The organism is Rhodococcus ruber, assembly GCF_027270735.1.
Classification (GTDB): domain Bacteria; phylum Actinomycetota; class Actinomycetes; order Mycobacteriales; family Mycobacteriaceae; genus Rhodococcoides; species Rhodococcoides rubrum_A.
In genome coordinates, this window is record NZ_JAPWIJ010000002.1 from 681,378 (window position 1) to 693,878 (window position 12,501).

A 12,501-nucleotide genomic window follows, 5' to 3' on the forward strand; every position below is an offset into this window, starting at 1 on the left:
CTTTCTCCTACTTGATTGCGCCGAAGGACAGGCCGCGCACGAGCTTGTTCTGCGCGAACCATCCGGCAAGGACGACGGGAAGTGCTGCGAACGTCGCAGCAGCGGAAAGCTGGGCCCAGTACAGGCCCTGGCCGGTGATGAATCCGACGAGGTACACCGGAATCGTCTGGGCCTGAACGGCAGTGAGGTTGACCGCGAAGAAGAACTCGTTCCACGAGAAGATCACGCAGATGAGCGACGTCGCCGCGATACCGGGCGAGACGAGCGGCAGGATCACCTCGCGCACCGAGGTCCACAGCGATGCGCCGTCCATACTCGCGGCCTCGAGCAGTTCACTCGGCACCTCGAGGAAGAACGAACGCATCATCCACACGGCGATGGGAAGATTCATCGCGGTGTACAGCACGACCAAGGTCCAGATGTTGTCCAACATTCCGATGTCGCCGACGATGACGTACAACGGAACGATTGCCGCGACGACCGGGAGCATCTTGGTGGAGATGAAGAAGAACAGCACGTCCTTCGTCTTCTTGACCGGTCGCAGCGACAGCGCGAAGGCAGCCGGAACACCGAGCAGCAGAACGAAGATGGTCGAGACGACCGTTGCGAACGCCGAGTTCAGCAGCGTGGTGCCGATGCCACTCTCCAGGACCCCGCGGTACTGATCGAGGGTCGGCGTGAAGAACAGCTTGGGCGGGTCGGAGTAGGCGTCGGCCTCCTGCTTGAAGCCCGTGAGCACCATCCACAGCACCGGGAAGAAGAACGCGATGCCCGCGACCCAGGCCACGAAGGACCAGATGGACCCCGGGCCCCACTTGCTCTTGCGCTTGATCGGCGCGGCGTCGGTCGACTTTTCTACGGTTGCGGTACTCATCACGCTGCCTCCTCGGTTCCGCTGAAGCTCTTGAAGATCAGTCTCAGCGCCAGGGTGCTGACGATGATGGTGGCTACCACGGTGACGACACCCATGGCCGCGGCTTGCCCGATGTCGAAGCCGAGGAACGCGCGCTGATAGATGTAGAAGGGCAGGTTCGCGCTGGCGACACCCGGCCCGCCCGAGGTCATCATGTAGACGGCGTCGAAGGTGTTGACGAGGTAGATCGCACCGAGAACGGCACCGAGCTCGATGAATCGACGCAGATGCGGGAGGGTGAGCTCACGGAAGAGCTTGACCGGGCCAGCACCGTCGACCCGTGCGGCCTCGGCGATGTCCTTGGGCATCGACTGCAGACCGGCGAGGATGAGCAGCATCATGAACGGGGTCCACTGCCAGATCAGGTTCGCCATGACGGCGGGCAATGGGTAACGCGAGACCCAGTCGATCTGATCCACACCGAACGGGCTCAGTACGAAGTTGATCAGGCCGAAGACGGGATCGAACATCGTGGTCTTCCAGATCAACGCGCCGGCAACCGGGGTGATCAGGAACGGCGTGATCAGCAGTGTGCGGATCAGACTGCGGCCGATGAACTTCCGGTCCAGCAGCAGAGCCAGGAACAACCCGAGAACCACCGAGATGATGACGGTTCCGACGATCATGATCACCGTGTTGAGAGCGACCTCACGGAACTGGCTGTCCTGGAAGACTGCGACATAGTTGTTGAGCCAGTTGAACTTCTGCGAACCCGGTCGAACGAGGTTCCACGACTGCGTCGAGTAGTACAGCGTGAACAGGAACGGGACCTGGGTGACGAGAATGGCGAACACCATGGCCGGCAGCAGAGGGCCGCGGCGACGCCACCCTTCCGCCTTCGAGATCGTCCTGGGTCTCGGTACGAATTCCTCGGAATCGGTCTGCGCCGATCGTGTTTCGGTGGTGGTCATCCCTGGCCCTCCTGGTACGTCTTGCCGACCACTTCGGCGTACTGCTGCGCTTGTTCGAGCGCGTCGTGGACGCTGATTCGCCCTGCCACTGCGGCGCTGATCTGTTGGCTGACGCGGGTTCCCAGGTCCTGGAACTCGGGAATGGTCAGGAACTGCACTCCGGTGTACGGAACCGGATCGACCGTGGGATTGTTGGGATCGGCACCGTTGATGGAATCCAGGGTGACCTGCCCATAGGCCGCGGATGCCTGTTCGTACTCCGGGATCTCGTAGGTGGACAGGCGGCTACCGGGAGGTACTCGTTCCCAACCCAATTCGTTGCCGACCTTGTTCAGGTATTCCTTGCTGGTCATCCACGAGACGAACTTCCATGCGTCGTCGGGATTCTCCGACGTCTTCGGGATACCGAGTGCCCAGGAGTACAGCCACCCGTTGTCGCCCTTGGCTGCCGACGGTGCCTTGGCATAGCCGATCTTGCCGACGACGTTGCTCGAGGTGGGATCCTCCAACACCGACACAGCGGACGTTGCGTCGTACCACATCGCGGTGTTTCCCTGTGAGAGCTGCGTGCCGCACTCACTGAAACCGCTTGTCGCTGCACCGGCTTGACCGTGCTCACGAACCAGGTCGACGTAGAACTGAACGGCCTGTTCCACCTCTGGGCTGTTGAGCTGCGCGTTCCAGTTCTCGTCGAACCACCGTCCACCGAAGGCGTTGATGACGGTGTCGAGCGGCGCCAGAACCTCACCCCAACCGGGCTTTCCGCGGAGGCAGATACCCGAGACGTCAGGACTGTCGAGCTTCGCTGCGGCGTCGGCGACTTCCTGCCAGGTGGGCTCCTCGGGCATCGTGATGCCGGCGGCCTCCATCAGGTCCTTGCGGTACATCAGGAACGACGACTCACCGTAGAAGGGCACCGAGTACATGCTGCCCTCGTAGGACAGCGATTCCTTCAACGTGGGGATGAAGTCGTCCTCGTCGTAACCCGGTGTGGCGTCGGCATACTCGGACAGATTGGTCAGCCACCCGTTCTCCGCCCACTGCGGGGTCTCGAAGTTGCTGATCATCACCACATCGAACTCACCACCGCCGGTCGCCACCGACGCAGTGATCTTCGCCCGCGCCTCGTTCTCCGACAGCGACACGAACTTCAGATTGATACCCGGGTTCTCCGCCTCGAACTCCGGAGCAAGGGAAATGGCATCGGACATCTGCGAATTCGAGACGATCGCAACGGTGATCGTCTTGCCATCACCGTCACCACCGAACGAGCCGGCTCCGGCACATCCGGACAGCACCAAGGTTGTCGCGAGCGAGGCCGCGACAGCCACTTTCGGTAAAACCCTCACTGAAATACCTTTCCATTGGAGGTTGCCGTTGCAGGAGCTTGCGCAACGAGCCAACGTGCACTTTCGATGTCGGTCACCAGAATCGAGGCCAGTCCGCCGCGCAGAGCACCGAGCAGCGCCTCGTGTTTACGTTGTCCACCGGTGACGAGCACAGCCCGGTCACACGCCCTGATGGCGTCGAGCCCCACCGACACGGTTCGGCCGGGGAGCGATCCTCCGGTGTCCTGACCGTCGGCGTCGTAGAACCGCCCGCCGATCTCGCCCACCGCGCCGAGTCGGCGCAGTTCGTCGAGCACCTCGAGGTCGATGAAGCTGCCCTCGAACAGCGTGGTGGACGTGGAAACGGGACCGATGCCGTACATCATCACCTCGGCATCGGCCCCGGCTTTGAGGGCGCGAGAGATCACGGAATCCTGCTCCAGCGCAACCACTGTCGCCTGGTCGGCGTACAACGGAGCATTGAGCCGGATGGGCGTCGCCTGTAGATAGGCAGCGCACCGCCCGAGTGTGTACTCGACACCGGTCTGATAGTCGGCCGAGGTGATGGAACCGTCGAGTTGAACCACCGCAGCACATTTGGTGGACCTGGTCTTGAGTGAACTCGCGACGGCCACCGTTTCTGGACCCCAGGTGAAACCGAGAACGTCCTGATCCTTGAGTCGACGGGAGAGCAACGTCGCTGCCGCACGGCCCAGAGACCCGTAGCCAGCGTCCGTTCCGTCGATGACGTCCGAGACGACCAGTACCTCGGTGAGTCCGTACTGCGCCTCGAGCTCACGCTCGACGTCCGCGTGCACGGTGCCCTGCAAATCGTCGGGGACGTTGATCTCGATCGTCACGAGCCCTTGGGAACGGGCCCGTGCGACCAACCGTCCTGCGGTCGGGCGCGAGACACCCAGCTTCACGGCGATCTCTGCCTGCGTCGCACCTTCGAGGTGGTACATGGTGGCAGCGCGCAAAGCCAGGCGGAGATCCTCTCCTGACCGCGCGGACTTCGCCCCAGTGGGCTCCGATCCGTCCATTACGCCTCCCCGCCTGGTGAGCAGATGCTCAGCTCGTGTTCATCTGCTCACTAAGCTAACATTAAGGTGTGATCTACACAACACCCCCTCGCGTCCAGCGACCCGTGCCACAGTCCATGCAGGCCAGCGTGCTCACCGGCGTGCACGAGATCCGACTCGAAGAACGGCCCGTCCCCACACCCGCGTCCGACGAGGTCCTCGTGCAGGTCACGGCCGTGGGAGTATGCGGATCCGATGCGCACTACTACCGCGAAGGACGCATCGGCGACTACGTGGTCGACGGCCCCCTCGTGCTCGGGCACGAGGCCGCGGGCGTGATCGTGGCCGTCGGCTCCGACGTCCCGGGCACCCGCGTCGGGCAGCGCGTATCCATCGAACCGCAACGACCGGATCCCACCAGCGCCCAATCCCGCGCCGGCCGTTACAACCTGTGCCCGGCCATGGAATTCTTCGCGACCCCGCCCATCGACGGCGCACTGGCTGAATACGTGCTGATCCAATCGACGTTCGCGCACGACATTCCGGACACCATCTCCGACGAGGCCGCGGCTCTCTTCGAGCCGCTGTCGGTCGGTATCGCGTCGGCGCAGAAGGCGCGAATCTCGGCCGGTTCGAGCGTGCTCATCGCGGGCGCAGGCCCCGTCGGGATCGTCACCGCACAGGTGGCCCGCGCCTTCGGAGCCACCGAGGTGATCGTCACAGACCTCGACTCCTCCCGCCGTGCCAACGCAACAACATTCGGTGCGACGCAGGTTCTCGACCCCACCACCGAGGACGTGCGTGCGTTGTCGGTCGATGCCTTCATCGACGCATCCGGTGCGGCGCGTGCGGTGTTCGACGGCATTCATGCGGTCCGGCCGGCCGGTACCGTCGTCCTCGTCGGAATGGGCGGATCGGACTACCCGCTGCCGATCTCGGTGATTCAGAATCGAGAGTTGGTGGTCACCGGAGTCTTCCGCTACGCCAACACGTGGCCCATCGCACGCGACCTGGTGGCGTCGGGCATGGTGGATCTCGACGCGATGGTGACGGCACGGTTCGGCCTCGATCGCGTCGAAGATGCCTTGAACGCAGACAAGCAACCCGGCAGCATCAAAGCCGTTGTGATTCCCGGTCTTTCCCAGAGCCCATCGAAGGAGACAAACGCATGAAGTTGAACTCGCGCAATCTCGACGACTTCATCGAGGACGTGGCCGTTCCCACCTACGACCGTTCCGACGTCACCGTGGGCATCGTGCATTTCGGTGTCGGCGGCTTCCATCGAGCGCATCAAGCGATGTACATCGACCGGTTGTTGCAACAGGGGCAAGGGTCCGAGTGGGGCATCTGCGGGATCGGCGTACTTCCAGGAGACCGCCGGATGAAGGATGCCATGGAGGCGCAGAACTGCCTGTACACGTTGGCGCTCAAGCATTCCGACGGCACGTGGGACACCCGCGTCATCGGATCCATCGTCGAATATCTCTTCGCGCCCGACGACGCAGAGGCCGTCATCGAGAAGATGGCCGCGGAGACCACGAGAATCGTCTCCCTCACGATCACCGAGGGCGGCTACAACTTCTCCGCGACCACCGGGGAGTTCGACGTCGAGAACCCCGCCATCGTCGCCGATCTCGTGGACGGGGCCGTTCCGGCAACCACATTCGGGCTCGTCGTGGAGGCATTGTCACGGCGCAAGGAACGCGGACTGAAGCCGTTCACGATCATGTCGTGCGACAACATCGAAGGCAACGGCCACATCGCACAATCGACATTCACCACCTTCGCCCGCCTGAAGGACCCGGCTCTCGCAGAGTGGATCGCCGCAGAAGGGGCGTTCCCCAACTCGATGGTGGATCGCATCACTCCGGTCACGACACCGGAAGTGATCGAGGAACTCTCGGCCCGCTACGCCATCGACGATCAGTGGCCCGTAGCCGGTGAGCCGTTCACACAGTGGGTGCTCGAGGACAACTTCACGCTGGGACGCCCCCCTCTCGAGGACGTCGGAGTTCAGGTTGTCGACGACGTCACGCCGTACGAGCTGATGAAGCTGCGCCTGCTCAACGCCAGCCATCAGGCCCTCGCATACTTCGGCTACCTCAGCGGTTTTCGACTGGTGCACGAAGTCTGCCAGGACCCGCAGTTCGCCGCGTTCCTGCTCGCATACATGGACGAGGAAGCAACGCCCACACTGCAACCCGTTCCCGGCATCGACCTCGCCGAATACAAGCACACGCTCATCGAACGGTTCTCCAACCCGGAAATTCGCGATACCGTCGCACGCCTGTGCGCCGAGTCCTCGGATCGAATTCCCAAGTGGCTCTTGCCCGTCATCCGCAAGAACCTCGAGACCGGCGGTGAGATCACGCGCTCCACCGCGGTCGTCGCGAGCTGGGCCCGCTACGCCGAGGCGGTCGACGAGGCCGGAGATCCGATCGACATCGTCGACCAGCTGAAGGATTCACTCGTTCCGATCGCACAGAGTCAGCGGGAGAATCCGACGGCCTTCATCGCCAACCGCGCCGTGTTCGGGGATCTGATCGACAACGAGCGGTTCGTCGCCGAGTACACGAAACAACTGTCATCACTTCAGGAAAACGGTGCGCGCGCAACCCTCGAATCACTCATGTCGACTCACTGAATCTCTCGGTGTCTCGAACCTGGCCGGAGACGATGACGGTATCGCCCGCACCGATCACCGTCTCCGCTGTTGCATAGGTGAACCCTTCACCCAGACGCTTGACTGCGACGACGGTGACTCCGTGCTTGGTGCGGATTCCGCTCTCGCCCAGAGTCTTTCCTATCAGTGAGGCCGGCGGCGACGTCTTCGCCATGGCGTAGCCGTCGTCGAACTCGATGTAGTCCATCATCCGACCACGTACCAGGTGAGCTACTCGCTTGCCCATGTCGTGCTCGGGCCTGACGACGTGATGGACGCCGATCTGGCTGAGAATCTTGGCGTGCGCGTTGCTCAGAGCCTTGGCCCAGATGGTCGACATCGACAAATTGACCAGAGCCGATGCGGTGAGCAGGCTCGCTTCGAGATTGGAACCGATACCCACGACGGCACGGTCGTACTCGTGCACCGACAGTTGCCGCAGAGACTCCTCGTCGGTGGTATCGGCTACCACAGCGTGCGTCAGACGGTCTGCCACACGCTGCACTACGGCCTCGTCGCTGTCGACGCCGAGTACCTCGACCCCTTGGTCCATCAGTTCGAGTGCGAGAGACTTACCGAAGCGACCGAGACCGAGAACGACAACGACGTCGGAGGATGGTTTCCTAGCCAATGAACGGCCTTTCCGTGGGAAGCGTGTATCGCCGTCCGCGGTCGCGGGCGGCGAGGGCACTGACCAGGGTGATGGAACCGATGCGGCCCAGATACATCAGGACTATCAGAACCACCTGACCCCAGCCGGGTAGCTGCGCGGTGATTCCGGTGGACAGGCCTACCGTCGCGAACGCCGAGACGACCTCGAAGAGAAGGACGTCGAGGTCGAAATTCGTGCCGGCCAACAGCGCCACAACCGGCAGCATGACCAACGCGACCCCGATCAACGCGACGGTCAACGCCTGACGCTGCACACGCGCGTCGATTCGCCGACCGAACACCGACACCTCACGGTCACCGCGGATCTCGGCCAGAATGACGAACAACAACAGGGCGAACGTTGTGACCTTGATGCCACCCGCCGTGCCGCCGCTACCACCACCGATGAACATCAAGACGTCGGTGACAAGCAGGGTCGCGTTGTCCACATCCGCGTAGTCGACGCTGTTGAATCCTGCGGTTCGGGGCATGACGCCCTGGAACGTCGCCACGAGCATCTTGTCCCAGAAGTCGAATCCACCCAGCGTTCTGGACCACTCGAACAACATCACCACCGTGGGCCCGAGGACCAGAAGAACGCCGGTGACGGTCAGCGTCATTCGAGTGTGCAGTGACCATCGCTTGCGTGCCCGAACGCCGCCGGCACGTGCGCGGAGGTGACGGGCGACCTCGAACAGAACCGGAAATCCGATGCCGCCCAACACGACCGCGATCAACAGCGGCACACAGATCCACGGGTCGGTGGCGAACCCGATCATGTTGTCGCTGAAGAGGGCGAAACCGGCGTTGTTGAACGCCGAGACGGCATGGAAGATACCCAACCAGAGTGCGCGCCCGGGTGGCTCGTCGTAGCCGACGACGAAGCGCGCAGCCAGACAGAGGGCTACCACGCCCTCGATGATCAGGCTCGTCCGGAACACCCCGACGACGACACTCCTGACGTCGCCCAGACCCGACGTGCGTACCTCGGCGGCCGCATTGAGCCTGCCGCGCAGACCGATTCGATCGGCCAGGACCAATCCGACCAACGACGCGATCGTCATGATCCCGAATCCGCCGACCTGGATCAGGCCGAGAATCACGCCCTGCCCGAAACCCGACCAGTACACCGGCGTGTCCACCACGATCAGGCCGGTCAAACTGACCGCCGAGGTCGATGTGAACAACGCCTGCAGAAACCCGGACGCGATCCCGGACTGGGTGGCCGTCGGAAGCATCAGCACGCCTGCACCGACCAGGATGGCCAGTGCGAATCCGGACGCCATGAGCCGAACCGGCGTGAGCCGAAAGACCGTGGACCATCGCGATGCCGGGCGAGCGTCTGTCACTCGGCAGACAGTACCGGTGGTAAGAGCCGCTTCGCGGCAGCGCTCCCACGTCAGCGCACCACAGCCTTCGCAACGGTCCATGCGCGTCCCTGCTCGCTCAATGTGAAGCCCAATCCCGGGCGCGCAGACAGATGCATGCGCCCGTCTCGGGTCTCGAGGTGTTCGTCGAACAGTGGGTCCAACCAGTCGAAGTGCTCCACCCAGGTCTGCAGTGGATACACCGCTGCAAGGTGCAGGTGGATCTCCATGGCGAAATGCGGGGCGAGCTGAAGATTGTGGTGCTCGGCCAGCGTCGCCAGTTTCAGGAATTGCGTGATGCCGCCGATGCGGGGAGCGTCCGGCTGCAGGATGTCGACCGAACCTGCCTCGATGAGGCGCACGTGCTCGCCGACGCTGGCCAACATCTCCCCCGTCGCGATGGAGGTGTCGAGGCTGCGAGCGAGCTGAGCATGCCCCTCTGCGTCATAGGCGTCAAGGGGCTCCTCGATCCACACGAGATCGAATTGTTCGAGTATGCGGCCCATACGCTGCGCCGTCGGCCGATCCCATTGCTGATTGGCGTCGACCATCAGGGGGACGTCGTCGCCGAGAAACTCGCGCACGGCGGTGACGCGGGCGATGTCGGTACGCCAATCAGGCTGCCCGACCTTCAGTTTGATGCCGCCGATGCCGTTTGCGAGCGAGATGGCGGCGTTCTCCATGACCTCCTCTATCGGAGTATGGAGAAATCCGCCGGAGGTGTTGTACGTCTGCACCGAATCGCGCGCCGAGCCGATCAGTTTCGCCAGCGGCAACCCCGCACGCTTGGCTTTGAGATCCCACAAGGCGATGTCGATCGCGGCAATCGCCTGCGTCGCAACACCGCTACGCCCCACCGAGGCTCCAGCCCACACGAGCTTGGTCCAGATCTTGCCGATGTCGTTCGGGTCCTCCCCGATGAGTACCGGAGCGATCTCCTGGGCGTGCGTGAATTGGGCCGGCCCGCCCGCGCGCTTGGAGTACCCGAAACCGATTCCCTCATGACCCTGTTCTGTGCGAATCTCGGCGAACAGGAACACCACCTCGGTCATCGCCTTCTGCCTGCCGGTGAGAACCTTGGCGTCACTGATCGGATTCTTCAGCGGCAACACGATCGAGGACAGCGTCACCTCGACGATGCGATCGATACTTGCGGCACCGGGGGCCAGTGCAGCGATCGCAGCATCCGGGGCGGTGAGGCCGCTTGTCGGTTTGTCTGTGGCGATGGTCATCTCTCGGGCTCCTGGTCTCGTCGATTCAGTCTGTCTCACAGACTATTTCGACGAACGATGTGGGTCCAACACCAATTATCGGCCGATCGATGCCGCCAAAGCATCGATGTTCGATGCAATATCGGCCACCCGGCCCACGAACGTGTGATGCGTGACGCCGGACGAGTGGGGCGTCATCAGCACATTGTCGAGATCGCGAAACGGCAACACACTCGGCTCGCCCATCCCGTCCGGCCCCGGGTAGCGGTACCAGACATCGATGGCGGCTGCGGCAATCTCGTTGCGCGACAGAGCGTCGAACAGTGGTTGTTCCTGCACCAAGGGCCCACGACCGACATTGACGAGCACCCCGTCGGGCCCGAGCCTGCGCAGCTCCTCGGCACCGATCATTCCGCGGGTGCGCTCGTTCAGGGGTGCGGAGACCACCAGGACGTCGGCGAAGTCGACCAGTGATCCCAGATCATCTGTGCCCGAAACCCATTCGAGCCCGTCATCCGGAGCCCGTCCGCTTCCGGTGACCGCAGCACCCACTGCGCCGTATGCCCGAAACAACTGCCACGTTCGCCTACCGATGTGCCCGAAGCCGACGAATCCGATGCGGGCACCACTCAGCGACAACGGTTGCGCGATGCTCGGGTCGTAGACGGCGGTGGCGAACACTCCGGAGCGGAGTGCGCGGTCCTGCTCCAGAAACTTGCGGCGCAGCATCACGGTCGCGGCCACGACGTACTCGGCAATCGACTGCTCGTGGTGAAAGGTGTTGCGTACCTGCACATCGGGACCCAATCCGGAGCGATCGACGTTGTCCGTTCCGGCACCCGCGACGTGCACCATACGCAAGTTCGGCGCTGCGGCACCCATGGCCGCACTGAACTTGCCACCGACGTAGACGTCTGCGTCGGCAAGTTCGGCGATGACCCGAGACTCGTCGAACGGCACGCACCAGATCACTTCGGCGTCGGCGGGCAGCCCCGCCTCGAACTGCTCCCGATGGGGCAGCACATTCCGATCGCCGACGACGATCTTCATCAGCGCACCAGAACTCATCGAACCAGGGCCGGCCGCTTGCTGTCGAACGTCCAGCCCTCGATCAGATACTGCATACCGATGGCGTCGTCGCGAGAACCGAGACCCTCCTTCTGGTACAGCTCGTGCGCCGCATCGATCTGCTCGAAGTCGAGTTCGACGCCCAGACCCGGCTTGTCGGGCACGGTGAGGTAGCCGTCCTCGATCCTGAACGGCTCCTTGGTGACTCGCTGCCCGTCCTGCCAGATCCAGTGCGTGTCGATCGCAGTGATGTTCCCGGGAGCGGCCGCGGCCACGTGTGTGAACATCGCCAGTGATACGTCGAAGTGGTTGTTGGAGTGCGAACCCCACGTCAGGCCACAGGCGTCGCACAGCTGCGCGACGCGGACGGAACCGGCCATCGTCCAGAAGTGCGGGTCGGCGAGCGGGATGTCCACCGCGCCGGATCGGATGGTGTGGCCCATCTCGCGCCAGTCGGTGGCGATCATGTTGGTCGCGGTCTGCAATCCGGTGGCGCGCTTGAATTCGGTCATCACTTCGCGGCCCGAGAATCCACCCTCCGGTCCGACGGGGTCCTCGGCATAGGCCAACACATCACGCAGGCCGCGGCAGGTGTCGATCGCATCCTTCAGGAGCCAGCCACCGTTGGGATCCAACGTTATTCGAGCCTCGGGGAATCGCTCGGCCAGCGCGCGCACCGCGGCAGCCTCCTCGGCCGCGGGCAGCGCGCCACCCTTGAGCTTGAAGTCTTGAAACCCGTATCGGGCCTGCGCCGCCTCGGCGAGGCGCACGATCGACTCGGGATCCATGGCCTCCTCGTGCCTGATGCGCAACCAGTCGTCGGCACCGGCGGCCTCGTCCGCTGGACTTCGATAGGCGAGATCGGTCTTGGTGCGATCCGCGACGAAGAACAGGTAGCCCAGTGCCTGAACCTTCTCGCGCTGCTGTCCGTCGCCCAACAACGCCGCGACGCTGACGCCGAGGTGCTGGCCGAGCAGATCCAGTAATGCAGATTCCACCGCGGTCACAGCGTGGATCGCAACCCGCAGATCGAAGGTCTGCGCTCCGCGTCCACCGGCATCACGATCCGCGAAGGCGCGGCGCATCTCGGCGAGAATTGCGTTGTAGCGGCCGACTCCCTGACCCTCGACGAGCACGCGCGCATCCTCGAGAGTCTGCCGAATCGCCTCTCCTCCCGGCACTTCGCCGACGCCGGTGCGCCCGTCCGAGTCGGTGAGCACCACCAGATTGCGGGTGAAGTACGGGGCGTGGGCTCCGCTGAGGTTCAGCAACATGTCGTCGTGCCCTGCGATCGGAATGACGCGCATCTCGGAGACGACGGGGGTGCTGTTCTCGGAGTTCATGATCGGACCCTCTCGGCCGGTGGTG

Annotated in this window: 11 protein-coding genes; 2 read left to right on the forward strand and 9 right to left on the reverse strand. The window is 63.4% G+C overall.

Annotation, left to right across the window (positions count from 1 at the left end; genetic code table 11):
* Positions 1-7: 7 nt before the first annotated feature.
* From O4220_RS06920 to O4220_RS06935, 4 genes are read right to left on the reverse strand one after another with little or no spacing between them, the layout of a single operon-like run.
* Positions 8-874, reverse strand: coding sequence for a carbohydrate ABC transporter permease (locus O4220_RS06920; RefSeq protein WP_032377530.1), 867 nt, complete (start codon positions 872-874; stop codon positions 8-10).
* Positions 874-1,824 (reverse strand): carbohydrate ABC transporter permease, encoded by a 951-nt coding sequence (locus tag O4220_RS06925; RefSeq protein ID WP_269602930.1) that lies wholly within the window; start codon positions 1,822-1,824, stop codon positions 874-876. The genes O4220_RS06920 and O4220_RS06925 overlap by 1 nt, the downstream gene beginning before the upstream one ends.
* Positions 1,821-3,155 (reverse strand): ABC transporter substrate-binding protein, encoded by a 1,335-nt coding sequence (locus O4220_RS06930; RefSeq protein WP_420030334.1) that lies wholly within the window; start codon positions 3,153-3,155, stop codon positions 1,821-1,823. Before O4220_RS06930 ends, O4220_RS06925 begins: the two co-directional genes overlap by 4 nt.
* 14 nt (positions 3,156-3,169) lie before the next feature.
* Complete coding sequence (locus O4220_RS06935; protein ID WP_269602932.1) at positions 3,170-4,195, reverse strand: sugar-binding transcriptional regulator; 1,026 nt, start codon at positions 4,193-4,195, stop codon at positions 3,170-3,172.
* 116 nt (positions 4,196-4,311) lie between these two features.
* Between O4220_RS06935 and O4220_RS06940 the strand changes: the two genes are divergently transcribed.
* Both O4220_RS06940 and O4220_RS06945 read left to right on the forward strand, forming a co-directional pair.
* Positions 4,312-5,346 (forward strand): NAD(P)-dependent alcohol dehydrogenase, encoded by a 1,035-nt coding sequence (locus O4220_RS06940; RefSeq protein WP_269602990.1) that lies wholly within the window; start codon positions 4,312-4,314, stop codon positions 5,344-5,346.
* Positions 5,343-6,818 carry a mannitol dehydrogenase family protein gene (locus O4220_RS06945; protein WP_269602933.1) on the forward strand — a complete coding sequence of 492 codons (1,476 nt, stop codon included), beginning with the start codon at positions 5,343-5,345 and terminating at the stop codon, positions 6,816-6,818. The genes O4220_RS06940 and O4220_RS06945 overlap by 4 nt, the downstream gene beginning before the upstream one ends.
* Here O4220_RS06945 and O4220_RS06950 read toward each other — a convergent pair.
* From O4220_RS06950 to O4220_RS06970, 5 genes are all read right to left on the reverse strand, one after another.
* Positions 6,802-7,467 (reverse strand): potassium channel family protein, encoded by a 666-nt coding sequence (locus O4220_RS06950; protein ID WP_269602934.1) that lies wholly within the window; start codon positions 7,465-7,467, stop codon positions 6,802-6,804. The two genes, O4220_RS06945 and O4220_RS06950, sit on opposite strands and share 17 nt — an antisense overlap.
* On the reverse strand, positions 7,460-8,773 hold the full coding sequence (locus tag O4220_RS06955; protein WP_269602991.1) for a TrkH family potassium uptake protein: 1,314 nt from the start codon (positions 8,771-8,773) through the stop codon (positions 7,460-7,462). The genes O4220_RS06950 and O4220_RS06955 overlap by 8 nt, the downstream gene beginning before the upstream one ends.
* A gap of 113 nt (positions 8,774-8,886) precedes the next feature.
* Positions 8,887-10,086, reverse strand: a complete 1,200-nt coding sequence (locus tag O4220_RS06960) for an L-talarate/galactarate dehydratase (protein ID WP_269602935.1) — start codon at positions 10,084-10,086, stop codon at positions 8,887-8,889.
* Between the two features lie 75 nt (positions 10,087-10,161).
* Positions 10,162-11,115, reverse strand: a complete 954-nt coding sequence (locus O4220_RS06965) for a 2-hydroxyacid dehydrogenase (protein ID WP_269602992.1) — start codon at positions 11,113-11,115, stop codon at positions 10,162-10,164.
* A 14-nt stretch (positions 11,116-11,129) separates the two neighbouring features.
* On the reverse strand, positions 11,130-12,476 hold the full coding sequence (locus tag O4220_RS06970) for an enolase C-terminal domain-like protein (RefSeq protein ID WP_269602936.1): 1,347 nt from the start codon (positions 12,474-12,476) through the stop codon (positions 11,130-11,132).
* Positions 12,477-12,501: the final 25 nt, after the last annotated feature.

What these genes read in the sequence shown, in the direction of transcription:
- O4220_RS06970 (WP_269602936.1), bottom strand. Translation starts at nt 12,476, where the DNA reads ATGAACTCCGAGAACAGCACCCCCGTCGTCTCCGAGATGCGCGTCATT.
- O4220_RS06965 (WP_269602992.1), bottom strand. Translation starts at nt 11,115, where the DNA reads ATGAAGATCGTCGTCGGCGATCGGAATGTGCTGCCCCATCGGGAGCAG.
- O4220_RS06945 (WP_269602933.1), top strand. Translation starts at nt 5,343, where the DNA reads ATGAAGTTGAACTCGCGCAATCTCGACGACTTCATCGAGGACGTGGCC.
- O4220_RS06955 (WP_269602991.1), bottom strand. Translation starts at nt 8,773, where the DNA reads ATGGCGTCCGGATTCGCACTGGCCATCCTGGTCGGTGCAGGCGTGCTG.
- O4220_RS06920 (WP_032377530.1), bottom strand. Translation starts at nt 874, where the DNA reads ATGAGTACCGCAACCGTAGAAAAGTCGACCGACGCCGCGCCGATCAAG.
- O4220_RS06925 (WP_269602930.1), bottom strand. Translation starts at nt 1,824, where the DNA reads ATGACCACCACCGAAACACGATCGGCGCAGACCGATTCCGAGGAATTC.
- O4220_RS06935 (WP_269602932.1), bottom strand. Translation starts at nt 4,195, where the DNA reads ATGGACGGATCGGAGCCCACTGGGGCGAAGTCCGCGCGGTCAGGAGAG.
- O4220_RS06940 (WP_269602990.1), top strand. Translation starts at nt 4,312, where the DNA reads ATGCAGGCCAGCGTGCTCACCGGCGTGCACGAGATCCGACTCGAAGAA.
- O4220_RS06960 (WP_269602935.1), bottom strand. Translation starts at nt 10,086, where the DNA reads ATGACCATCGCCACAGACAAACCGACAAGCGGCCTCACCGCCCCGGAT.